Source organism: Streptomyces sp. R818 (assembly GCF_056172735.1).
The window spans coordinates 686,637-708,827 of sequence record NZ_JAOCNE010000014.1 but is presented as its reverse complement, the minus strand read 5'-3'; the positions used below and the strand labels follow the sequence as shown (position 1 = coordinate 708,827).

Here is a 22,191-nt window from a genome sequence, read left to right as displayed (position 1 = left end):
GGGGCCAGCTTGGTCACGGCTCCCAGTAGCCCCGTCAGCGGTGAGGCGCCGGTGCCAGCAGGGTGACGGCCTCCCACAGCCCCGTCAGCGATAGGGCGCAGGTGCCAGCTTGGTCACGACTTCCGTAGCCCCGTCGGCGGTGAGGCGCCGGTGCCAGCAGGGTGACGGCCTCCCACAGCCCCGTCAGCGATAGGGCGCAGGTGCCAGCTTGGTCACGACTTCCGTAGCCCCGTCAGCGGTGGAGCGCGGGTGCCAGCTTGGTCACGGCTCCCGTAGCCCCGTCAGCGGTGAGGCGCCGATGCCAGCAGAGTGACGGCCTCCCGCAGCCCCTGTGGGTGCACCGCTCCCTCCAGCGTGGTGCCGCGCCAGCCCGGGCCCGCCAGGTACAGCGTGGGCTTCTGGCGCGCGCCCTTGGAGCCCCACGTCGTCCGCAGCAGGTGCGTCGCGAGCGGGGTGTCCGCCTGGGAGCGGGTCTGCGCCCAGAGCATGACGGCGGCGGGGCCTGTGCGGCGCACGGCGGTGATCAGCGCCTCGGCCGGGACGGCCGCGCCCAGCATCCGCACCGGCCGCCCGACGCGCGCGAGGGCCGCGGCGGCGGCTTCGAGCGGCAAGGTGTGCTGTTCGCCGGGGACGCAGGCCAGGAGCACCGAGGCGTCGTCCCTGGGGGTCGGCGCGGGCCCGAGCAGGAACTGGGCGTTGCGCAAAGCCGTGGAGACGTGCCAGGCCAGGAGGTGTTCGACCTCGATGTAGCGGTCGCCGGACGAGGCCCAGGTGCGTCCGATCGCATGCAGCGCGGGCATCATGAGCTCCTCCCAGGCGGTGATCACGCCGTGCCGCCGCACGAAGGCGTCCAGCTGCTCCTGAAGCGCGGCGGAGTCGAGCCGGAAGGCTGCCCGCGCGAGGCCCCGGCATTCGGCCCGGACGGTACCGAGCGGCGGCAGAGGCGCCACGCCGACGGACGCTTCCGGGGTCCCGGCTGGGACCTCGGACCCGCTGGCCGCGCCGGCCGGTACGGCGCGATCACCGCCCGGCGCAGCGCGGACACCGGGACTATCGCCGTGCAGCGCGGCGTGCACGGCGACGTCGGCACCATCACCGCCCGGCACGGCACGCGCAGCGACACCGTCCCCCGCGCCACCCGGCACAGCGTGGACGCCGCCACCATCACCCTCACCGCCCGGCGCCGCGCGCACAGCGCCCCTGCCCCGCTCGCCGCCCGGCACGGCGTCGACCTCGGCACCGCCACCGCCCGGCGCGGCGCGACCCGCGCCACCATCCCCCGCACCGCCCGCCCCGGCGCGCCCCGCGCCGCCCCGGGTACCCTCCTCCGCCCGCAAGAAGGTTTCGCCCTCTCGGGCCGCTCGTGCGCGCTCCTTCGCCACCCGGGCCGCTTCCGCCGGCGGGATTCCGGCGGCTGTCAGGCGGCACATGTCCTCGAGCATGGCGACGTCGCGGGGCGACCAGCGGCGGTGGCGGCCCTGGTCGCGGCCGGCGGGGCCGAGGTCGTAGCGCTGGTCCCACGAGCGCAGCGTCGTGGGTGAGACGCCCAGGCGGCGCGCGAGCGCGCCGGAGGTGATCCCGGCGCCGTCGCCGGTCGAACGCTGCAGAACCGATGCGGCCTGCGAAGAGGCTGGAGAAGAAGACACTGCGGGGCCCTTCGGAAAGCGATGCACATTCGATGCGAGTCGAAGTGAGCGGGCGCGCTGGCCATTGTGAAGATCACAGGTTCGGCGACGGGAGGGCACGGGCCCATGCGCGCTCAAGGCATCACGCGGACTCTTCGGGGCGGTCGCTGGACGGCGGCCGAGGAGTCACTGCCCGATGACGAGCTCGCCGCGGGCCTCAGACACGGCCGGGAGGCGTGTCTGGAGGCGGCCTACCGCCGCTGGGGGACCCTCGTCCACACCCTGGCCTACCGGTCGCTGGGCGACCCGCTCGAGGCCGAGGACGTGACGCAGCAGGTCTTCCTCGCGGTGTGGCGGGGCCGCGCGGGGTACAACCCCGACCGGGGCGCCGTCGCGGGGTGGATCGTCGGGATCGCGCGCCGCAAGATCGCCGACGCGCTGAGCGCGCGGACCCGCCGGGCCGTCCTCGCGTCCGCCGCGGAGGCGATGCTGAGCGTCGCGTCGCCGGTCGTGGAGGACGCCGCGCACCTCGCGCTCGACCGCGTCGTGGTCCGCCACGAGCTGGCGCTGCTGCCCGCGCCGCAGCGGCGCGTCCTGGAGCTGGCCTTTTTCGGGGATCTCACGCACAGCCAGATCGTGCAGGTGACGGGCTGGCCCCTGGGCACGGTCAAGAGCCACTCCCGGCGCGGCCTGACCCGCCTCCGCCACCGCCTCGTCGCCGCCGACCACGGTTAACGCCTGCCCGTCGGCGCGTGCGACGCGATCGGCAGCGGCGCGGGCTCCGGAGCGGCGCGGCGCGCCTCCGCCTCCTTCGCCGCCTCCTCCGGGTGGCGGCGCTGCCAGTACGGGTTGTCGTGGGACAGCCGGCTCGACACCCGCCCGTACATCCCGAACGTGAGGATGACCAGGCCCATCACGAAGCTGAAGACGACGTTGGTCATGCCGAAGTCGAGCACGTTCCCGGGCTTGTCCAGGAGGAAGATGTGGACGAAGCCGCTCACCAGGAACAGGATGCCGACGGTCATGTTGACGGTGGAGGCGACATTGCCGCCGACGACGGCTCCGGCGATGAGGACGAGCCCCACGACGACCGAGACGAGGCTCAGGACGCCGTTGGTGCTCATTCCCGCCAGGTGCTGACCCGCCGTGTCGAAGGGCGTGAGGCTGTCGGCGAACCCGAGACAGCCGAAGACCAGCAGGACGACACCGCAGAACGCGGCGCCCCACCGGTAGACCCGTGCCAGTCTGTGATCAAGGGGAAGTTCGTCTTTGAGCTCCATGATGCGGGCGCCTCTCTGGTCGTCTTCCGCGCCGTACCCCCTCTCATCCATTCCCGCCCACCTCCCTGAACGGTTGCAGCAACCGTCGATCCGCACCATTCGGAGGCGGCCCCGGCCGCTTCGTTCGGCGGACAGGGGACGGCCGCGACGGTTCGTTCCCTGTGCTGCGGTCCGCCGAGGACCCGGCCGACGCTCGGGTGACGGAGTGAGGGTCCCGGGAAGGGCGCGGTGCGCGGGGTGGATCAGAGACGGATGTGGCACACGCAGGAACGCGTGTCGGCGGCGCGGGCCGTCGCCGCCGAACTCCGGAGGCAGAGCCGGGACCTGATAGAGGCGAGCCGCACGCTGCGGCGCCGTCCCGCGGCGGACAGCGCCCGCCCCGGCTCAGCCGCCGTCGGCGACGGGGTGCGCGGCGAAGGCCTCGTCCTGGCTCTCGTAGACGTCGAAGATGCCCTCGGAGGCGGTCAGGGCGAGCAGCCGGCTGATCGTGGGGTGCGGTGACACGAGGACGAAGCGGCTGCCGGACTCCGAGGCGCGGCGGTGCAGGCGCAGCAGCGCGTTGTACCCGGAGGAGTCGCAGAAGGTGACCTGGGACAGGTCGAGGAAGACCGCGGGGTGCCGGTCGAGCAGGTCGCCGAGCAGGGTGTAGAGGTCGGTCGCCGAGTGCAGGTCGAGTTCGCCCTCGGCGTGCACCACGACGCGGGGGCTCTGCGACGCGTCGGTGGTCAGTTTCAGATCGCTCATGCGGCGGTGCTCCCGTGCTGGCCAAGTGCGAAGTATCCGATTGATACCTCTTTGAAATGGTATAGGTACGTACGAACACGCCGACAGGCGGGCGGCCCGCCTGCGTCGGCCTTCCTGGTCTTGCGGTGCAACGCGGACAGCCCCTGACCTAGATGCGAATTAGCGTCGCACCATGCCGACGACGCCACCTTTCGTGCCCTGGTCCGCCGCGAACGCCCGTCGCATGCGGCGCCAGGGCCTGCTCACGCCGGTCCCCGGCTCCCCCACCGCGGTACCCGACCTGGCCGCCGCCATGCTCGGCGCGCACGCCCAGGTGTTGTCCGCGGCCGAGCTGTCACTGGGGCTGCGTATCGAGAGGGCGACGCGCACCCACGTACGCGAGGCGCTGTGGCGGGAGCGGTCACTGGTGAAGACGTACGGGCCGCGCGGCACCGTTCACCTGCTCGCTGCCGCCGACATGCCGATGTGGACCGGCGCGCTCTCCGCGGTCCCCGGCGCCGGGCGGATGGCGAAGGACATCAGGCTCACGGCGGAGCAGACGGACGCCGTCGTCGCGGCCGCCGGGGACGCGCTGTCCGGCGCGGAGCTGACCGCCGACGAGCTGACGGAGGCGATCGTGGCGCGGACGGGTCCGTGGGCCGGTGATCTCGTGATGCCCGCCTTCCAGGGCATGTGGCCGCGGTGGCGGCAGGCGACGCACACGGTGGCGCACCGCGGCGTGCTGGCGTTCGGCCCGAACCGGGGTCGGCAGGTCACCTACACGAACCCGGGTGTGACGCCGATGGAGCGGGACGCCGCGCTCGCCGCGCTCGTCCGCCGCTGTCTGTACGCCTACGGTCCGGCCACCCCGCGCCACTTCGCCAGGTGGCTGGCGGCTCCCCAGGGCTGGGCCACCGCGCTCTTCGCGGAGCTGGCCGGTGACGGGCGGATCGAACCGGTGGAGTTCGAGGGCGCCGGACCGGCGTGGGTGGCGGCCGGTGACGGCGACTTCCCGGAACCGGGGCCGGAGACGGAAAAAGGGGAAGTGCGGCTTCTGCCCTACTTCGATGCGTTCGGGATCGCCTCGCACCCCCGCGAGCTGCTCTTCCCGGGCCGGGCCTTCGAGCGCGCGCTCGCCCGCGGCCAGGCGGGGAACTATCCGCTGCTCCTCGTCGGCGGCGTCGTGGCGGGCGTCTGGCACCAGCGGCGCTCGGGCCGGCGCGTCACCGTCACGGTCGAATCTTTGAGCCACCTCACAGTCGGACAACGGAAAGATTTGGCACGCCAGGCCGAGCGCGTCGGTGAAGTCGCCGAAGGAAAAGCCCAGTTGACGGTGGGACCGGTGTCCGTGGGGCCACACGCATAGCCCGCGCGGGCGCCACTTTCGGGCGGGCCGGATCTTGCGGGGCCGTTTCGCCCGTTACCCTCGCAGTGTCTAGGGCGCCAGATAGCGGGCGCCGAACACTGGAGGCAACACTTCATGCTGATCGCTCAGCGTCCTTCGTTGACCGAAGAGGTCGTCGACGAATTCCGCTCCCGGTTCGTGATCGAGCCGCTGGAGCCGGGCTTCGGCTACACCCTCGGCAACTCACTTCGCCGGACCCTTCTCTCGTCCATCCCGGGCGCTGCTGTCACCAGCATCCGTATCGACGGGGTCCTGCACGAGTTCACCACCGTGCCGGGCGTCAAGGAAGACGTCACCGACCTCATCCTCAACATCAAGCAGCTCGTCGTCTCCTCGGAGCACGACGAGCCGGTCGTGATGTACCTGCGCAAGCAGGGTCCGGGTCTGGTCACCGGCGCCGACATCGCGCCCCCGGCCGGTGTCGAGGTGCACAACCCCGACCTCGTCCTCGCCACGCTCAACGGCAAGGGCAAGCTGGAGATGGAGCTGACCGTCGAGCGCGGTCGCGGCTACGTCTCCGCCGTGCAGAACAAGCAGGTCGGTCAGGAGATCGGGCGCATCCCGGTCGACTCGATCTACTCGCCCGTTCTCAAGGTCACGTACAAGGTCGAGGCCACGCGTGTCGAGCAGCGCACCGACTTCGACAAGCTGATCGTCGACGTCGAGACCAAGCAGGCCATGCGTCCCCGTGACGCCATGGCGTCGGCCGGCAAGACCCTGGTCGAGCTGTTCGGTCTGGCCCGCGAGCTGAACGTCGACGCCGAGGGCATCGACATGGGTCCGTCCCCGACGGACGCCGCGCTCGCCGCCGACCTCGTGCTGCCGATCGAGGACCTCGACCTCACGGTCCGGTCCTACAACTGCCTCAAGCGCGAGGGCATCCACTCCGTGGGTGAGCTCGTCGCCCGCTCGGAGGCGGACCTGCTCGACATCCGCAACTTCGGTGCGAAGTCGATCGACGAGATCAAGGCGAAGCTGGCCGGTATGGGCCTCGCGCTCCGTGACAGCCCGCCCGGGTTCGACCCGACCACCGCGGCCGACACGTTCGCGGCCACCGATGACTCGGACGCCGGGTTCATCGAGACCGAGCAGTACTGAACCACGTAGTACCGCACGGCAGCTGCCGGGCCCCGGAGTGACCGCCGTCACTCCGGGGCCCGGCCTCGTTGTTCGGTGGTTCGCCCTCGGGAGTGGTGCACCGGTCACTGTCGGGTGGTTCGCCCTGGGGAGTGGTGCACCGGTCACTCCGTCCTGAGCCGGTCGAGCCCCGCCTCCCATCTCTCCCTGCGCTCCGCCTCCGACTGCTCCCACCAGGCGGGCCCCCGTTCGCCGAGAGCGGTCTTCGCGAGCTGGACCCGGGCGCGGGCCCGGCGCTCGGCCTCGGGGTCCTCCTGGCGGAGGGCGTCACGCACCGCGCGGCGGGCCGCCATCAGATGCTTGCGGAGCTCCGCCGCGGTCTCCTCCGGCAGCGACGGGTCCGTGGCCCGCCACTTCCGGCCGTCGATGATGACGTGGTGGCCGTCGTCGGTCGGCTCGACACTGCGTTTCTTCTGCACACCACGAGTGTGCCCCGCGGCCGGGTGCCAGGCCGGTGTCTCACACGTGTGGCTCAGCTCCGATGGCAAGGTGTCAGCGCCGCTCATAAGTTTCCGCCATGCCCGAAAAGCGTGTGTTCCGCCGCTGCCTGACCCGACGTCACCTCACCCACACGTGTGTCGCCGCGGCCACCCTGACGTGTACGGGATTCACGGCCGCACCCCTGAGCGCGCACGACTTCGACCGGCCCGCCGGGATCGCCCTGGTCGTCCTCGCCGGGCTCACCCTCCCCCTCGTCCTCCTGCGCGGGCGGCGCAAGGGCTCACCGGAGGAGGCCGCGCCGGAGGCAGCCTCCGAGGCCGCGCGGAAGAAGCCCGGGGTGCTGAGGCGGCACCCGCGGGCCGGCCGCGCCGTGCTCGCGACCATCGTCCTCGCCACCGGCACGCTCGGCTGGTCGGTGTCCAAGGCGCTCACCTACCCCGGTGACGACAGCACCGCGGCGCGCCTCGCCGGGTGGGCCCGCGAGCACCGCATGGGCGCGGTCGTCGACCAGTTGGAGAACGCGAAGTACCGGCTGGACCCGCCCGAGGTCGGCGGCGAGCTGCCGCGGGCCGCCGCGGACCGGATGAAGGACGTGCCCGCCGCTGCCGCCCCCGCGGCCGGTGACGTGCAGGTGCGCCCGCCCATGAAGCCGCTGGTCACCCCCGCACTGAAGGGCGAAGGCGTGTGGCGGACCCTGGCCAGTGACAAGGGCCGGCCGCTGGTCCAGGGCACCTACGTGCGCCCCGACGGCGAGCACACCTCCTACCAGGCCGCCATCGCCTGGATCAGCGCGAAACACACCCGCTTCCAGCTCCACCCCGGCCTGCGCGAACCCGGAGCCACCTTCCGCACACCTCCGACCATCCCGGCCGGTTCCCGCACCGGGCTGCTCGCCACCTGGAACGGCGGCTTCAAGATCACCGATGGTGGGTCGCGCGGCGGCTTCCACCTCGACGGCAAGACCGTCGGCGCCCTGCGCGACGGCGCGGCCTCCGAGGTCTTCCACCGCGACGGCTCCATGGACATCGGGGTGTGGGGACGGGACGTACGGATGACACCCGACGTGGTCGGGGTGCGCCAGTGTCTGGAGCTGATGGTGGACGACGGGAAGGTGGTGCGCGACATCGACGACGACAGCAAGTGGGGCGCATCCGACCAGTCCCGCATGTTCGTGGAGCGCTCGGGCGTCGGCGTCACCGCCGAGGGCGACGTCGTCATGGTCGTCGGCCAGGCGCTCTCCGCGCCCACGCTCGCCCACCTCATGCAGCGGGCGGGGGCGGTGCGGGCGATGCCGCTCGACATGAACCGCGCCTGGCCGTCGTTCATGAGCTACGACGGCCGCCGCACCCCGCACAACCCGACGCCGGCCAACATCCTCGACTTCGAGAACCCGGCCACCCGCTATTACCACCAGGCCACCCGCGACTTCGTCGCCGTCTATGCCCGCTGACCACCATCGTCCGTGAGCCCCGCCACGAACAGGCGCGTCAACGCCGTCGGCGCGGTGATCGCCGTGCCGACGACGACGCTGGTCGCACCCGCCGCCAGCGCCTCCGCGGCCTGCGCGGGGGTCGCGATGCGGCCCTCGGCGACGACCGGGACGCCGACGGCGGCGGCGAGTTCCGCGACAAGCCGCAGGTCAGGGCCGTCTCGGCGCGGGGAGCCCGGCACGTAGCCGGAGAGGGTCGTCGAGACGAGGTCGGCGCCCCGGCGCGCGGCCTCGCACCCTTCGGTGAGGTTCGAGACGTCGGCCATCACCAGGGCGCCCGCCGCGTGCACGGCCGCCACGAGGTCAGCGAAGGTGCCGCCGTCGGGGCGCGGGCGGGCCGTGGCGTCGGCGGCGACGACGGCCGCGCCCGCCTCGACCAGGGCGAGGGCGTGGCGCACGGTCGGGGTGATGTAGACCCCGGTGTCGCCGTCCTTCCACAGGCCGATCACCGGCAGGCCGACCGCCGCGACGGTGGCGGCGACGACCTCCGGCTCGTTGACACGGACGGCGGCGGCGCCACCGTCCCGGGCCGCCACGGCCATCCGTACGAGCGTGTCGGTGTGGCGCATCGGATCTCCGGGCGGCGCCTGGCAGGAGACGACGAGGCGTCCGGCGAGGGCCGCGGTGAGGGCGTCTGGGGTCACGGGGTCACTCCGGTCGTGCTGGGTGTGTGCAGGGGGAGGGTGCGGGTGAGGGCGGCGGCGCCGAGCACCGCGGCGGCGGCACCGACACGGGGCGGTGACGGCTCCAACCCCCGGAGCGGCGGCATGAGTTCGGCGGCGAACGCCTCGCGCAGCGCGTCCCAGTAGAGGGGGCCGATGCGCGGGACGCCGCCCGCGACGACGACGCGTTCGGAGCCGAGCGCGTTGGCGAGGCCGCCGAGCGCCCGGCCCGCCGCGCGCGCTCCGAGGGCGATGGCGGACGCGGCGTGCGGGTCTCCGTGGCGGGCGTGCTCGGCGACCCGTTGCAGAGGGACGACCGCCTTCCCCGTCATCCGCGCGTAGTGCGCGGCGATGGCGGGCCCGGCCGCGATGGCTTCGAGGTGGCCCGTCGCCCCGCAGGTGCAGGGCAGGCCGGCGGCTTCGGGGCTCGGCAGGTGCCCGAGGTGTCCCGCGACGCCCGAGGCGCCGTGCAGGATCCGTCCCCGGGCGGCGACCGCGCCGCCGACGCCGGTGCCGACGGCCAGGTAGAGGAGCGAGCCGTCCGCTCCGGCGAGGGCGCCGAGTTCGGTGGCCGCGGCGGCCCGTACGTCGTTGTCGCAGGCGACCGGCAGCCCCGTACGGGCGGCGAGACCGGCGGCGAGGGCCGTGCCCGCCCAGCCGCGCAGGGTGTCGGTGGCGCTGGTGACGGTGCCGGTGACCGGGTCGATGACCCCGGCGGCGGCCACCCCGATCGCCCCGGCCGCCGGTGCGGACACCGCGCGGGCGGCTTCCGCCAGGGCGTTGAGCACGGCCTCGGGGCCCTCCGCCGCCGGGGTGGGTTTGGTGTGCCGGGCGAGGATGCTTCCGTCGCCCGCGACGAGGGCGGCGTCGATCTTCGTGCCGCCCAGGTCGAGCCCGATCACCGGGCGCGTCCGAACCGTCATCGGACGGGCAGCAGACCGGCGGCGCGCAGGTGCTCCTCGACCGACGCGATCGAGGTCGCGCCGAGCGGTATCTGCGGCGCGGCCGTCGTGCCCTCGGTGAACACGCCGAGCAGCCGCAGGGCGTGCTTGAAGCCCCCCAGGGCCGAGGAGTTGCGGCCCATCTCGCTCTCCGGACCCGTGTCGACGAGGCCGAACAGTTCGACGAGGCGCTCCTGCTCCTTGACGGCGGTGTCCAGGTCGCCGCCGCGCACGGCGTCGTAGAGGCGGACGTAACCGGCCGGGTCCACGTTGCCGAGGCCGGGGACCACGCCGTCGGCGCCCGCCAGCAGGGCCGCGTCCACCGTCAGTTCGGAGCCGGTGAGGATGCTGAAGGAGGGGGCGGGTCCGTCGGCGCGCCCGTGCCGGCCGCCGAGTCCGACGATCAGCCGCCGCAGGGAACCCTCGTCGCCGCTGCTGTCCTTGAGCCCGGCGAGGGTGCCGTCCAGCGCGAGGTCGCGCACCAGGGCGGTGGAGAGCTTGCTGTGCACGCAGACGGGCAGGTCGTAGGCGAACAGGGGCAGGTCGACGCGGTCGCGCAGGGTGCGGAAGTGGCGGGCGATCTCGACCGGGTGCGTACGGGTGTAGAAGGGGGCGGTCGCCACCAGCGCGTCGGCGCCCGCCGCGAGGGCGGCGCGGCCGTGCTCCACGACGCGGGGCGTGGTCATGTCGATGACACCGGCGAGCACGGGCACGCGCCCGCCGGTTGCCTCGACGACCGTCTCCAGTGCGGTGGCGCGTTGGCGGTCCGTGAGGAAGGCGACCTCGCTGCTGGAGCCCAGGGCGAACAGGCCGTGCACTCCCCCGTCGATGAGGTGGCCGACGAGGCGGGTGAGCGAGGCCGTGTCGACCTCGCCGCGCGCGTCCAGCGGGGTGCAGACGGGCGGGACGACGCCGCGGAGGGGCTGGGACCAGGACATGGAGGACTCCAGGTGGTACGTGGGTGCGGAGAGGGACGAGCAGGAGGGAGCTAGGGGGCGACGACGGTCAACTGGGCGTCGCCGTAGGCGTGCTGGCGTCCGCGGACCTGATAGTCGGCGGTCGCCTTGACGGTTCCGGCAGGCGCGGTCGCCGGGACCGTGACCGGGATCTTCACCGTGGCGCCCTGGCCGGGATCGAGCGCGGGCATGGTCACGGCGGGCGCGCTGTAGCCCTGCGGGAGGGTGAGCGAGACCGCGCCGGCGGGCAGGGCCACGTCGTTCTGGCTGACGACGCGGACGGCGACCTCGGTGGTGGCGCCCGCCTTCAGGCTCGCGGGCGGGGTGACGGTGACCGGCGCGCAGACACCGCCGAGCCACTGGAGGTCGAAGGAGGAGTAGGTGATGTGCCGGTAGTTGTCGCGTTCCCAGAGCAGGCCGACGCCCGGGTTGGCCGCGGTGCCGTCGCTGAGCGGGGTCAGCGTGGAGTACGCGGCGGAGCCCGCCTCGACGACTTTGCGGACCGGCCAGTTCTGCCCGTTGTCGCAGGAGAGGCGGACGGTGAGGTTGCTGCGGCCGCTGGTCGTCGCGGTGTTGGAGAACAGCAGCCAGGAAGCGCGCGGGTGCGAGGGGTCGACGACGGGCGCGAAGCGGGCGATCGAGCCGTTGTTGCCGGGGTCGGGCAGCTCGGTGTCCTGCTGGAACGGGGTGTAGGTCACGCCCCCGTCGGTGGAGTACGCGACCGAGCGGTAGGGCGCCGAGCGGTTGTTGAGCATGACCCGGCCGTCGGACAGCTCGACGGTCTTGTTCTCGTCGCCGCCCGGGCCGACCGGAGTTCCCGTCCTCCAGGTGGCGCCATGGTCGTCGCTGTACGCGCTGACCGCGTAGTTGGCGCCGTTGCTGCGGATCGCGTACTGCTGGATGAGGCGGCCTTTGTACGCGCCCCGGCGCAGTTGTACGCCTTCGCCGGACGCGGCGAACATGCCGCCCCACGCCGGGTTCTTGACGGCGGCGGTGATGCGCTGGTGCTTCCAGGTCAGGCCGTCGTCGTCGGAGTAGCTGTAGTCGGCCTGGAGGACGTTCGGGTCGCTCTCGTCGGTGCCGGTGGCGGAGCCGAGGAAGCCCTGGTTCACGGAGGCCGCGTAGAAGAGGAAGATCCGGCCGGTGTCGCGGTCCACGAGGAGGCTCGGGTCGCCGTACCCCTTCGGGGCCGCGTCCTTGCGGACCACCTGCTGGGCCTGCCAGGTGGCGCCTCCGTCGGTGCTGCGGCGCACGACGACGCCGATGTTGCCCGGCAGGTCGGCGAGGGTCGGACGGGCGTCGTACGCGGCGAGGACCGTGCCCTTGACGGTCCTGGTCAGGGCGGGGATGCGGTAGTACGGCGATCCGGTGCCGGCGGTCGCCAGGTCCTGGGAGGCGAGGGTGGCGGTGGCGGCGCCGTGGGCGCCGGTCGTGGTGGCGGCGACGACGGTGAGCGCCGCGGCGAGGGTGGCCAGGGTGGTTCTGCGCTGCATGGACGGACCTCTTCTCCGGATGGGTGGGCCTCAGACGAGGTGCGGGTCGTGCAGGGGGCGGGCGGTCGGGTCGGTGCCGGGGGCGAACAGGGCCCGCAGCCAGTCGAGTTGCTCCCGCCGATGGTGGCCGCCGCCGCCCTCGTGTCCGTTGAACTCGTAGACGCGGACGTCCTTCGGGCCCGCGTACCGGTGGTAGGCGGCGAAGCAGGTGGAGGGCGGGCAGACGTCGTCCATCATGGCGATGGAGAACAGGGCCGGGGCGGTGGCGCGGGAGGCGAGGACGGCGGCGTCGACGTAGGAGAGTGTGGTGAAGACCGAGTCTGCGCGGTCGCGGTGCAGGCGCAGGTACTCGGCGACCTCGGTGTACGGGCTGGTTGCCGAGATACGTGCGGCACGGCGGATGTCGCACAGGAACGGGACGTCGGGCATGGCACCGGCGAGTCCCGGGACGAGCGCGGCCACCGCGAGGGCGATGCCGCCGCCCTGGCTGATGCCGGTCACCACGATCCGGCCGGGGTCGACGGCGGGGTGCGCGCGGACGGCGTCGACACAGCGCACCGCGTCGGTGAACACCCGGCGGTAGTAGTGCTGTTGCGGGCTCTCGACGCCGCGGGTCAGGAAGCCGGGGACCGTGCCGGGCGCGAGGGCGGCGGGGTCGGGGGTGTCGCCGCCCGCGGTGGACCAGCCCTGGCCCCGGGTGTCCATCAGGAAGTGCGCGTATCCGGCGTTGGCCCACAGCAGTTGCTCGTGGGCGAGGCCGCGCCCGCGGCCGTAGCCGAGGAACTCGACGACGCAGCCGAGCGGTTCCCGCGCCCCGGCGGGCAGGTGCAGCCAGCCGCGTACGGGTTCGCCGTCGAAGCCGGGCACGGTGGCGTCGTAGGTGTCGACCTGGGTCAGGCCGGTGTCGACACGTGTGAAGCGCGGACGTGTGCCGGTGGCGCGGGCCCGGTCGAGGGTGCGGGACCAGAACCGGTCGAGGTCGGCCGGTTCGTCGAGGTCGGGCCGGAGTGCGAGGCACTGGGCGAGGGTGAGGTCCGTCTGTGGCATGAAGGGGCCCCGGGGTACGTGTGAGTGCGGGTGTGCGTGGTCGACGCACGTGCGAGCAGCCAGTCGGCGCAGCTGACGGCAGACGTCTGATGTCTGCTGTCCTGGGACCTTAGGGATCCCCGCGACAGGCGTCAAGTGCGGGTGTGCGCCGCCCCGTTCACCTCGGGCGGGCGTGCCGAAGCGGCGCAGCCCTCTGCGCGACGGGCTGCGCCGATGGATGGAACCGCAGGTCAGCGGCGGGCGCGCGCCTCGGCGATCCGCTGCCGAACGGGCGCGTAGTGGTCGGTGAGCGCGGCGGCGAACCCGGCCGCGTCCCGGGCGCGCACGGCGTCCACGATGCGCTGGTGGTTGGTGATGGTCGACACCTCGTGCTCGTGGGTGAACACGTCGAGGTGCGGGGCGACGATGACGTACACGTCCCAAAACGCGGCGGAGAGCTGGCCGATGAGATTGTTGCCGAGCGGCGCCACGAGCAGGGTGTGGAAGGACCGGTCCGCGTCGACGAACCCGTTCCCCTTCCCCGCGCCGGCCTCGCGCATCGTGTCGACGAGCCCCTGGAGGCGGTCGATCTGCTCGTCCTCCAGCGCGTCGACGAGCCGTTCGGCCATGCCGCGCTCGAAGAGTTCGCGCACCTCGATGAGGTCCGACATCACCTGGAAGTCGTCGTCGGGGCTGAGCAGTCCGCGGAAGGTCAGGCTCTCGACGAGCGCGGACAGGCTCAGCCTGCCGACATAGGTGCCGTGCCCGTGCCGGACCTCGACGATGTCCAGCGCGGTGAGGATCCTGATGGCCTCGCGCACGCTGGAGCGGCTCGCGCCGAGCGCCTCGCACAGCGCGGGCTCGGTCGGCAGCGGGTCACCGGGGCGGAGCTTGTTGTGCAGGATGTACGCCTTGATGCCGTCGACGACCTCCTGTCGCAACGGCTGTCGTGCCGACTTGGGCTCGGGCATGACCGCCCGGGCCGCCCCCTGTTCCACCGCCACCTCTTGACCCCTTTCGGTTCGCCGGGCTACGTTCCCACACTATCAAGGCATCAGACATCAGACGTCTGACCCCCTCTGCCTCTCCGTGGTCCCCCTCATCCGCCTTCCGGAGGATTTCGTGCTCTCGCGCAGCGCAACCGGCGTCGACCGCCGCACCTTCATCAGATACACGAGCGCCATCGGTGTGACGACCGCGGTCACCGCCGGGCTCTCGGCCTGCGGCGGCCCCGCCTCCACCGGCGACGGCGCGGAGACGTCCGGCGCCGGTGCGAGGACGATCGAGGCCGGCCTGTCGTACCCGCTGTCCACCGGGTTCGACCCGATGATCACGTCCGGCGCGACCCCGTACGCCGCCAACATGCACATCTTCGAGGGCCTCGTCGATCTCGATCCGGCCACGCTCGTCGCCCGGCCCGCCCTCGCCACCGGGATGCCGCAGAAGATCAACGCGACAACGTACCGCGCCACTCTGCGCAAGGGCGCCACCTTCCACGACGGCTCGCCCGTGACCGCCGAGGACGTGGTGTTCAGCTTCGAGCGGGTCCTCGACCCGGCGAACGCGTCGCTGATGGCGCAGTTCGTGCCGTTCATCGACACCGTGCGCGCCGTGGACGCGGGCACGGTCGAGTTCAAGCTGAAGCACCCCTTCGCGCTCTTCCCCTCCAGGATCTCCGTCGTGCGCATCGTGCCGAAGAAGATCGCGGGCGCCGACGCGAAGGCGTTCGACGCGAAGCCGGTCGGCTCCGGGCCCTATCGCTTCGTCTCCGCGGTCCGCGAGGACAAGATCGTGATGGCGAAGTACGACGAGTACAACGGACCCCGCCCGGCCAAGGCCGAGAAGATCACCTGGCACCTCATCTCGGACCCGTCCGCCCGGGTCAGCGCCCTGCAGTCGGGCCGCGTCCAGGCCATCGAGGACGTGCCCTACATCGACATGAAGGGCTTCACCGGCAAGAACCAGGTCGAGTCCGTGCAGTCCTTCGGGCTGCTGTTCCTCATGTTCAACTGCGCCGACAAGCGGTTCGCGGACAAGCGGGTGCGCCAGGCGCTGCACTACGCCCTGGACACCGAGAAGCTCATCAGGACCGCGCTGCTCGGCAACGCCGAACCGGCCACCGGGTACGTCCCGGCGACCCACCCCGACTACCGCAAGGCCGCCACCGTCTACGGCCACGACCTCGCCGAGGCGAAGCGGCTCCTCGCCGACGCCGGGGTCTCGAAGCTGTCCTTCACCCTCCTGCTCACCGACACCGGCTGGGTCAAGGACATCGCCCCGCTGATCAAGGAGAGCTGGGCGGCGGCCGGGATCGACGCCAAGCTCGACATCGCCCAGTCCCCCGCGCAGTACGCCAAGGTCGACAAGGGCGCGTTCGACGTGATGGCCGCGCCGGGCGACCCGTCGGTCTTCGGCAACGACGCCGACCTGCTCCTGCGCTGGTTCTACTACGGGTTCTGGCCCGAGAAGCGGTACGCGTGGGCCGGTTCGGCCGCGTACAAGAAGACCAGGTCGCTGCTGGACCGGGCGGCCGGAGCCACCGACGAGAACAAACGCAAGGAACTGTGGGGCCAGGTCACCGACCTCGTCGCCGAGGAGGCCGCGCTCTACCCGGTGCTCCACCGCAAGCTGCCCACCGCCTGGACCTCCGACGCGCTCACCGGCTTCAAGCCGCTGCCCACCACGGGCCTGTCCTTCGTCGACGTCGGCCGCGCCTGAGCCGCTGTGAGCCCCAACTCCTAGGAACTACACGATGGTTGCTTTCCTCCGGCTCGCGCTGCGCCGCGTCGCGATGATGCCGGTGATGATCCTCGGCATCGCACTGCTTGTCTTCGTGGTCCTGCAGTTCTCGCCCGCCGACCCCGCGTACAACGCGCTCGGCGACAGCGCGAGCCCCGAGGCGCGCGCCGCGTTCGCCGAGGCGCACGGCCTCGACGACCCGTTGCCGGTACGGTACTTCGCCTTCCTGGGCCAGCTGGTCCAGGGCGATCTCGGGGTCACCGTGCCGCCCAGCCAGCCCGTGATCGACCGCATCACGACCGCGTTCCCGCTGACCCTGCAACTGACGCTGCTCGGCCTCGCCCTTGCGATCGTGCTCGCGCTGGCCGTCGGTGTCACCAGCGCCGTGTACCGCGACCGCTGGCCCGACCAGGTCTTCCGCGTCCTGTCCATGGCCGGGATCGCCCTGCCGTCGTTCTGGCTCGGGGTACTGCTCATCCAGCAGTTCGCGCTGAACACGCCGCTCTTCCCGACGGGCGGGTACGTCAACCCGGCGGAGTCCTTCACCGGCTGGCTGCGCTCCCTCGCCCTGCCCGCGATCTCGCTCGCGCTGCCCGTCGCCGCGTCCCTCGCCCGCCTCGTCCGCACGTCGATGGTGGCGGAACTCGACCGCGACTACGTGCGCACCGCGCGCGGCAGCGGCCTGCCGCCGTTCCTCATCATCCGCTCGGTGCTGCGCAACGCGCTCGTCACACCGCTCACCGTGCTCGGTGTCAAGGTGGGCTATCTGCTCAGCGGCGCCGTCGTCATCGAGGCGATCTTCGACCTGCCCGGCATGGGCAAGCTGATCCTCGAAGGCGTCACCGGCGGCGACGTCGCGCTCGTGCAGGGCACCGTGCTCACCATCGCCATCGCGTTCCTCGTGGTCAACGTCGTCGTCGACCTGCTCTACCTGCTCGTCAACCCGCGTATCAGGACGGTGTGATGCTCGCCCCACGTTCCCTCGCCGGGCGTCTCGCCCGGCCCGGCGCCCGCCTTCGCCGCCTGCCGCCCGCCTCCCGGATCGCCCTCGGCGTGCTCCTGGTCGTCGTCCTCGGCGCGGTGCTCGCGCCGCTGCTCACCCAGGACCCGCTCGCCACCGGCACACCCGCGCAAGGACCGAGCGGCGACCACTGGTTCGGCACCGACCGCGCGGGACGCGACATCTTCGCCCGCGTCGTGCACGGCGCCCGCTACTCACTGACCATCGGCTTCGGCGCGACCCTGCTCGCCCTCGCGCTCGGCTCCGTGCTCGGCGCGCTCGCCGCGACCTCGCGCAAGCTCGCGGACGAGTCGGTGATGCGCACGCTCGACGTCGTCATGTCGTTCCCGCCGATCGCGCTCGCCGCCGTCCTCGTCGCCGTGTTCGGGCCGAGCGTCCCGGTCATCATCTTCACCATCGCGTTCGTCTACGCGCCGTCGCTGGCCCGGGTCGTGCGCGCCAACGTCCTCGAGCAGTACGGCGAGGACTACGTGGCCGCCGAGCAGGTCATCGGCGCGCGGCGCGGCTACGTCGTCGCCCGCCATGTCGCCGTCAACTGTGCGGCGCCTGTCCTGGTGTTCGCCACCGTGATGGTCGCCGACTCGATCATCTTCGAGGCGAGCCTGTCGTTCATCGGAGCCGGTGTGCAGGACCCGGACCCGAGCTGGGGCAGCGTCCTCGCGTACGGCCGGCAGATCCTGCTGTCCGGCGGCTGGTGGGCGACGTTCTTCCCCGGCCTGTGCCTCCTCGTCACGGTGCTCGCCCTGAACGTCCTGTCGGAGGGCATGACCGACGCCTCGGCCGCCCCCGACACCTCCCGCACGGGCGGCGGCGACCCCGTGGAGACACCCGCGGCGGCCGTCGCGGACGAGGCGGAGGTGCGGGCGTCCCTCGGCGCACTCGCCACGCGCCTCGCCGCGACCGAGCCCTCGGTGCCGCCGCTGCCCGCCGACGCGCCCGAGCTCCTCGCCGTACGCGACCTGACCATCCGCTTCCCCGACCGCTACGGCGACACCCGGGTCGTCGACGGCATCTCCTTCACCGTCCGCGAGGGCGAGACGCTGGGCCTGGTCGGCGAGTCCGGCTGCGGCAAGTCCATCACCAGCCTCGCCATCATGGGGCTCCTCGCCCGCAACGCCGAGGTCGAGGGCGTGATCCGCTACCGGGGCCGCGACCTGCTGACGCTGACGCCGAAGGAGCGCCGCGCCCTGATGGGCCCGGAAATCGCGATGGTCTACCAGGACGCCATGTCGTCCCTGAACCCGTCCGTCCTGATCGGCACCCAGCTCAAGCGGCTCACCTCGCGCGGCGGCACCCGCACCCCGGCCGAACTCCTCGACCTCGTCGGCCTCTCCCCCGAACGCACCCTGCGCAGCTACCCGCACGAGCTCTCCGGCGGCCAGCGCCAGCGCGTCCTCATCGCCATGGCGCTCTCCCGCAGCCCGCGCCTGCTCATCGCGGACGAGCCGACGACCGCGCTCGACGTCACCGTGCAGGCCCAAGTCGTCGAGCTGCTGGTGAAGTTGCGGGACGAGCTCGGCTTCGCGATCGTCCTCGTCTCGCACGACCTCGCGCTCGTCGGCGACCTCGCCCACCGCGTGGCCGTCATGTACGCGGGCCAGGTCGCCGAGGCCGGGACGACCCGCTCCCTGCTGACCGACCCGGCGCACCACTACAGCCGCGGACTGCTCGGCTCCGTCGTCTCCCTGGAGGCGGGCGCCGAGCGGCTGCACCAGATCCGGGGTGTGGTGCCCGCGCCCCGGTCGTTCGGCGCGGGCTGCCGCTTCGCCTCGCGCTGCGCCGCCGCGACCGACCTGTGCGCCACCACGCCACCTCCCGCCACCGAACGGGGCCCGGCCGGCGACCACGCCTTCGCCTGCCACCACCCGGCCCCGGCGGACCGCACGGCCCAGCACCTGGAGAGCGCCCGATGACCGCACCCGCCCCTCTGCGCAGCCCCTCCCCGGACACCGCCGAGGACGACGCTCCGCTGATCCGCCTCGACGGCATCCACGTACGCCACAAGGCCCGCAGCGGCGGCGTACTGCGCCGGGACTCCGTGCACGCCCTCACCGACGCGTCCCTGGAGGTGCGGCGCGGCGAGATCGTGGGCCTGGTCGGCGAGTCCGGCTGCGGCAAGTCGACGCTGGCCCGCGTGGTCACGGGCCTGCAGCGCCCGACCGAGGGCCAGGTCCTCTTCCACGGCCGCGACCTGTGGCGGATGTCCGCCGCCGAACGGCGTACGGAGTTCGGGCCCTCGGTCGGCGTCGTGTTCCAGGACCCGTCCACGGCGCTCAACCCGCGCCTCCCGGTCCGCCGCATCCTGCGCGACCCGCTCGACGTGCACCGCCGGGGCAGTCGCGCCGACCGCGAACGGCGCGTCGCGGAACTCCTCGACCTGGTCGGCCTGCCCGGACACACCCTCGACGCGCTGCCGGGCCAACTCTCCGGCGGGCAGCGGCAGCGCGTGGCGATCGCCCGCGCCCTTGCCCTGGAGCCCGAACTCATCGTCGCGGACGAGCCCACCAGCGCCCTGGACGTGTCGGTGCGCGCCCAGATCCTCAATCTGCTCACGGATCTGCGGGCGCGGCTCGGCCTCGGCATGGTGTTCATCTCGCACGACGTGCAGACCGTGCGCTACCTCGCGGACCGCATCGCCGTCCTGTACCTCGGGCGCGTGGTGGAGGAGGGCCCGGCCGACGCGGTCACGGGCCGTCCCCGGCACCCGTACACCGAGGCCCTGCTGTCGGCGACGCCGAGCCTCCTGGAGCGGCCCGAACGCATCGTGCTGCACGGCCCGGTGCCGTCCGCGACGCATCCGCCGTCCGGCTGTCCGTTCCGTACGCGGTGCTGGAAGGCGGACGACGCGTGCGCCACCGCGTTCCCGGCGCCGGAGACGGGCGGGGAGGGGCACCGGTGGCACTGTGTGCGTCCGGGGGCGCCTGTCCCGCCGACCGTCGGGGACGGTGGGGGCGTTCAGGCGGCGAAGTAGACGTGGGTGGCCGTCCCGTGCTCCGGCGTGCCGTGCGTCCGTACGAGGGCGGCCACCACGTTCACCAGCGGGAGCCCGCGTCCGCCGCGCTGGTCCGGGTTCGTCGCACTCCGGACGTCAGGCCCGTGGACGGGACACCTCCTCCCCCGCCCTCTCGTGACGTCCCGCCCCCCACCTCCGCCGCGGCCCGTCACCGGACGTCGTTGGCGACGGCGGTGGTGACGCAGTAGCCGATCGGGCCCGCCGCGTCGTACAGGGCGCAGTGGCCGACGGCGATGCCGTCCTCGGCCGTGTGGGCGGTGGCCTCCAGGCCGATCTCGTCGCTGAGCGGGAGGCGGCTGAGGGTGAGGGTGTAGTCGGCGTTGATGTAGCGCAGCCCCTCGTCGCTGGCGTGGGCCATCGGGCTGGCCGCGTCGGCGGCGAGCGTGACGCGGACGAGCGGGGAGACGGACTCCCCCGCCACCAGCGGCCGCGACTCGCGGAGCCAAGCCCTGCGCCGCTGGTCGGCGCGCCACTCGCGCACCGGCTGCAAATCCTCGTCGAACCGCCAGAACGTGCGCGCCGTGTGGGAGGCGGGCAGCGCGTCGGGCGGCGGGGCGTCCCACGGGCCGGTGGCGGGGACGTGCCCGGGCGGCGGTGCGCTCGTCCGCAGCAGGACCGCGCTGACCCGCGCCAGCGGCGCACCGTCCCCCTCCCCGTCGGCGCCGAGCACGACGGCGTCGGCGACCCGTATGCGCCGGCCGTCCCGCACCCGCTCGGTCGTTACGCGGACGGGGGCCAGGGGTGCGCTGCGGAACAGGTCGACGGTGAGCCGGGCGAAGTGCATCCCCTCGGCCCCGTGCTCCCGCTCCAGCGCCCGCGCGGCGAGCCCGGCGAGCAACCGCCCGTGCACGGTCCCGGGCGCCCACCAGCCCCGTGCCCGCTCCCCGGGCACGAAGACGCCGTCGTCGTCCAGGGTGAAGTAGGAGGAGTCACTCTCGGTCTGGGCCACGCGGGGTCCCCTCTCTCATGCCTGTCGTCGAGTGCGGTGGGTCTCAGTGTGACCCCTCCTGAGAACATCGCGGGGGAGGTACAGACACATGACAGCGCAGGACGCGCAGGGGACGGCCGCTCGACTCCGGGACGTGTGCGGGGAGTTGGCGGGGCGGTTCTACGAGCGGGACGATGTGGTGCGGACGCTGGTGGTGGCGTTGCTCGCCGGGCAGCACTCCTTGGTGCTCGGGCCGCCCGGGACCGCCAAGTCGGAGCTGGCCCGGGAGCTGACGGGCCGCGTCGAGGGGGCGTCGTACTGGGAGATCCTGCTGTCGAAGTTCACGGCGCCGACGCGGATGTTCGGGCCGGTCGACGTCGCCGCGCTGGCGCGGGGCGAGTACCGGCAGATCTACGACGGCCGCGCCACGACCGCGCACATCGCGTTCATCGACGAGATATTCAAGTGCTCCACGGCGGCGCTGAACGAGACACTCGGCTATCTCAACGAGCGCATCTACCACCCCGAGAGCGGCGGGGCGCCCATCCACTGCCCGCTGATCGGCGCCATCACGGCCAGCAACGAGCTGCCCAGCGGCGAGGACACCGCCGCCATCTACGACCGGCTGCTCGTCCGCATCGAGGTCGGTTACCTCACCGACCCCTCGAACTTCGCCGCGCTCGTCCGGTCCGCCGTCGGCCGTCCGGTGCCGCCCGCCCGGACGACCGTCGAGCTGTCCGCGTTGCAGTGCGCGGTGGCCGAGGCCGTGCCGGCCGTGGAGGTCCCGGACGCGATCGTGGACGCGGTGTGCACGCTGCGCGCCGCCCTGCGCCGCAAGGAGCTGATCGCCTCCGACCGGCGCTGGCGGCAGGCGGTGGGTCTGCTGCAGGCGTCCGCGTACCTCGACGGCCGTCCGGAGGTCGCCGCGACCGATCTGTCCGTGCTGACCCACGTGTTGTGGGACTCGCCCGCGCAGCGCCCCACCGTCGAACGGGAGGTGCTGCACCTGGTCAACCCCGACGCCAAGGAGACGCTGGACCTCGCGGACGTCCTCGACGAGCTGGAGACGCAGCTCGACGCCATGGCCGGTCAGTCGCGCGAGGCGCTGAGCGACTGGGTCATCAAGAACGCCCACAACAAGCTCGCCACGGCGGGCCGACGGCTGGAGCAGCTGCACGCGCAGGCCACCGCGGCGGGCCGGTCCACGGCCACCATCGACCGGGTGACGAACCGTCAGCGAGCGGTCCGCGCCCGCGTGCTGACCGAGGCGCTCGGCATGGACACGAGCATGGTGCAGGGCCAGCTCTGACCC

General features: G+C 72.9%; 20 protein-coding genes. 9 read left to right on the top strand and 11 right to left on the bottom strand.

Features of this window, described 5'->3' with window-relative positions:
• Positions 1-281: 281 nt before the first annotated feature.
• Complete coding sequence (locus tag N5I75_RS35005; RefSeq protein ID WP_476684178.1) at positions 282-1,646, bottom strand: MerR family transcriptional regulator; 1,365 nt, start codon at positions 1,644-1,646, stop codon at positions 282-284.
• Between the two features lie 105 nt (positions 1,647-1,751).
• On the opposite strand from N5I75_RS35005, the gene N5I75_RS35000 reads away from it, so the two are divergent.
• Positions 1,752-2,360 (top strand): sigma-70 family RNA polymerase sigma factor, encoded by a 609-nt coding sequence (locus N5I75_RS35000; protein WP_476684177.1) that lies wholly within the window; start codon positions 1,752-1,754, stop codon positions 2,358-2,360.
• Here the strand turns inward: N5I75_RS35000 and N5I75_RS34995 are convergent.
• Positions 2,357-2,905, bottom strand: coding sequence for a DUF4383 domain-containing protein (locus N5I75_RS34995; RefSeq protein ID WP_476684176.1), 549 nt, complete (start codon positions 2,903-2,905; stop codon positions 2,357-2,359). The genes N5I75_RS35000 and N5I75_RS34995 overlap by 4 nt on opposite strands.
• A 384-nt stretch (positions 2,906-3,289) precedes the next feature.
• Positions 3,290-3,649 carry an STAS domain-containing protein gene (locus N5I75_RS34990; RefSeq protein WP_476684175.1) on the bottom strand — a complete coding sequence of 120 codons (360 nt, stop codon included), beginning with the start codon at positions 3,647-3,649 and terminating at the stop codon, positions 3,290-3,292.
• Between the two features lie 172 nt (positions 3,650-3,821).
• Between N5I75_RS34990 and N5I75_RS34985 the strand changes: the two genes are divergently transcribed.
• Positions 3,822-4,994, top strand: a complete 1,173-nt coding sequence (locus N5I75_RS34985) for a winged helix DNA-binding domain-containing protein (RefSeq protein ID WP_476684174.1) — start codon at positions 3,822-3,824, stop codon at positions 4,992-4,994.
• 114 nt (positions 4,995-5,108) lie between these two features.
• Positions 5,109-6,131: a DNA-directed RNA polymerase subunit alpha gene (locus tag N5I75_RS34980; RefSeq protein ID WP_394436534.1), complete on the top strand. Its 1,023-nt coding sequence runs from the start codon at positions 5,109-5,111 to the stop codon at positions 6,129-6,131.
• Between the two features lie 143 nt (positions 6,132-6,274).
• On the opposite strand, the gene N5I75_RS34975 is transcribed toward N5I75_RS34980, so the two are convergent.
• Positions 6,275-6,589 (bottom strand): hypothetical protein, encoded by a 315-nt coding sequence (locus N5I75_RS34975; RefSeq protein ID WP_476684173.1) that lies wholly within the window; start codon positions 6,587-6,589, stop codon positions 6,275-6,277.
• 98 nt (positions 6,590-6,687) lie between these two features.
• On the opposite strand from N5I75_RS34975, the gene N5I75_RS34970 reads away from it, so the two are divergent.
• A complete protein-coding gene (locus tag N5I75_RS34970) occupies positions 6,688-8,061 on the top strand; it encodes a phosphodiester glycosidase family protein (RefSeq protein WP_476684172.1) in 1,374 nt (457 codons plus the stop codon).
• On the opposite strand, the gene N5I75_RS34965 is transcribed toward N5I75_RS34970, so the two are convergent.
• The 6 genes from N5I75_RS34965 to N5I75_RS34940 form a co-directional block, all read right to left on the bottom strand.
• Positions 8,049-8,744 (bottom strand): N-acetylmannosamine-6-phosphate 2-epimerase, encoded by a 696-nt coding sequence (locus N5I75_RS34965; RefSeq protein ID WP_476684171.1) that lies wholly within the window; start codon positions 8,742-8,744, stop codon positions 8,049-8,051. The genes N5I75_RS34970 and N5I75_RS34965 overlap by 13 nt on opposite strands.
• The gene (locus N5I75_RS34960; protein WP_476684170.1) at positions 8,741-9,685 is read right to left on the bottom strand and encodes an ROK family protein; all 945 of its coding nucleotides are present in this window, start codon (positions 9,683-9,685) and stop codon (positions 8,741-8,743) included. The genes N5I75_RS34965 and N5I75_RS34960 overlap by 4 nt, the downstream gene beginning before the upstream one ends.
• Positions 9,682-10,641, bottom strand: a complete 960-nt coding sequence (locus N5I75_RS34955; RefSeq protein ID WP_476684169.1) for a dihydrodipicolinate synthase family protein — start codon at positions 10,639-10,641, stop codon at positions 9,682-9,684. The genes N5I75_RS34960 and N5I75_RS34955 overlap by 4 nt, the downstream gene beginning before the upstream one ends.
• Positions 10,642-10,691: 50 nt before the next feature.
• Complete coding sequence (locus tag N5I75_RS34950; protein WP_476684168.1) at positions 10,692-12,152, bottom strand: exo-alpha-sialidase; 1,461 nt, start codon at positions 12,150-12,152, stop codon at positions 10,692-10,694.
• Positions 12,153-12,182: 30 nt separating this feature from the next.
• On the bottom strand, positions 12,183-13,199 hold the full coding sequence (locus N5I75_RS34945) for an acetylxylan esterase (RefSeq protein WP_476684167.1): 1,017 nt from the start codon (positions 13,197-13,199) through the stop codon (positions 12,183-12,185).
• A 230-nt stretch (positions 13,200-13,429) separates the two neighbouring features.
• Positions 13,430-14,149: a FadR/GntR family transcriptional regulator gene (locus tag N5I75_RS34940; protein WP_476684891.1), complete on the bottom strand. Its 720-nt coding sequence runs from the start codon at positions 14,147-14,149 to the stop codon at positions 13,430-13,432.
• A gap of 151 nt (positions 14,150-14,300) precedes the next feature.
• Here N5I75_RS34940 and N5I75_RS34935 point away from each other — a divergent pair, with 151 nt between their 5' ends.
• The 4 genes from N5I75_RS34935 to N5I75_RS34920 are packed head-to-tail and all read left to right on the top strand — an operon-like array spanning position 14,301 to position 19,909.
• Positions 14,301-15,896 (top strand): ABC transporter substrate-binding protein, encoded by a 1,596-nt coding sequence (locus N5I75_RS34935; RefSeq protein WP_476684166.1) that lies wholly within the window; start codon positions 14,301-14,303, stop codon positions 15,894-15,896.
• A 34-nt stretch (positions 15,897-15,930) separates the two neighbouring features.
• Positions 15,931-16,881: an ABC transporter permease gene (locus N5I75_RS34930; RefSeq protein ID WP_476684165.1), complete on the top strand. Its 951-nt coding sequence runs from the start codon at positions 15,931-15,933 to the stop codon at positions 16,879-16,881.
• The gene (locus tag N5I75_RS34925) at positions 16,881-18,851 is read left to right on the top strand and encodes a dipeptide/oligopeptide/nickel ABC transporter permease/ATP-binding protein (protein ID WP_476684164.1); all 1,971 of its coding nucleotides are present in this window, start codon (positions 16,881-16,883) and stop codon (positions 18,849-18,851) included. Before N5I75_RS34930 ends, N5I75_RS34925 begins: the two co-directional genes overlap by 1 nt.
• 56 nt (positions 18,852-18,907) lie before the next feature.
• Positions 18,908-19,909, top strand: coding sequence for an ABC transporter ATP-binding protein (locus N5I75_RS34920; protein ID WP_476684889.1), 1,002 nt, complete (start codon positions 18,908-18,910; stop codon positions 19,907-19,909).
• 190 nt (positions 19,910-20,099) lie between these two features.
• Here N5I75_RS34920 and N5I75_RS34915 read toward each other — a convergent pair whose 3' ends face one another.
• The gene (locus tag N5I75_RS34915) at positions 20,100-20,900 is read right to left on the bottom strand and encodes an acyl-CoA thioesterase domain-containing protein (RefSeq protein ID WP_476684163.1); all 801 of its coding nucleotides are present in this window, start codon (positions 20,898-20,900) and stop codon (positions 20,100-20,102) included.
• An 88-nt stretch (positions 20,901-20,988) separates the two neighbouring features.
• Here N5I75_RS34915 and N5I75_RS34910 point away from each other — a divergent pair, with 88 nt between their 5' ends.
• Positions 20,989-22,188 carry an AAA family ATPase gene (locus tag N5I75_RS34910; protein WP_476684162.1) on the top strand — a complete coding sequence of 400 codons (1,200 nt, stop codon included), beginning with the start codon at positions 20,989-20,991 and terminating at the stop codon, positions 22,186-22,188.
• The last annotated feature ends 3 nt before the right edge of the window (positions 22,189-22,191 follow it).

Coding starts and splice junctions, on each gene's coding strand:
- N5I75_RS34990 (WP_476684175.1), bottom strand. CDS start 3,649: ATGAGCGATCTGAAACTGACCACCGACGCGTCGCAGAGCCCCCGCGTC.
- N5I75_RS34950 (WP_476684168.1), bottom strand. CDS start 12,152: ATGCAGCGCAGAACCACCCTGGCCACCCTCGCCGCGGCGCTCACCGTC.
- N5I75_RS34985 (WP_476684174.1), top strand. CDS start 3,822: ATGCCGACGACGCCACCTTTCGTGCCCTGGTCCGCCGCGAACGCCCGT.
- N5I75_RS34970 (WP_476684172.1), top strand. CDS start 6,688: ATGCCCGAAAAGCGTGTGTTCCGCCGCTGCCTGACCCGACGTCACCTC.
- N5I75_RS34910 (WP_476684162.1), top strand. CDS start 20,989: ATGACAGCGCAGGACGCGCAGGGGACGGCCGCTCGACTCCGGGACGTG.
- N5I75_RS34930 (WP_476684165.1), top strand. CDS start 15,931: ATGGTTGCTTTCCTCCGGCTCGCGCTGCGCCGCGTCGCGATGATGCCG.
- N5I75_RS34955 (WP_476684169.1), bottom strand. CDS start 10,641: ATGTCCTGGTCCCAGCCCCTCCGCGGCGTCGTCCCGCCCGTCTGCACC.
- N5I75_RS34940 (WP_476684891.1), bottom strand. CDS start 14,149: ATGCCCGAGCCCAAGTCGGCACGACAGCCGTTGCGACAGGAGGTCGTC.
- N5I75_RS34995 (WP_476684176.1), bottom strand. CDS start 2,905: ATGGAGCTCAAAGACGAACTTCCCCTTGATCACAGACTGGCACGGGTC.
- N5I75_RS34925 (WP_476684164.1), top strand. CDS start 16,881: ATGCTCGCCCCACGTTCCCTCGCCGGGCGTCTCGCCCGGCCCGGCGCC.
- N5I75_RS34945 (WP_476684167.1), bottom strand. CDS start 13,199: ATGCCACAGACGGACCTCACCCTCGCCCAGTGCCTCGCACTCCGGCCC.
- N5I75_RS34960 (WP_476684170.1), bottom strand. CDS start 9,685: ATGACGGTTCGGACGCGCCCGGTGATCGGGCTCGACCTGGGCGGCACG.
- N5I75_RS35000 (WP_476684177.1), top strand. CDS start 1,752: ATGCGCGCTCAAGGCATCACGCGGACTCTTCGGGGCGGTCGCTGGACG.
- N5I75_RS34980 (WP_394436534.1), top strand. CDS start 5,109: ATGCTGATCGCTCAGCGTCCTTCGTTGACCGAAGAGGTCGTCGACGAA.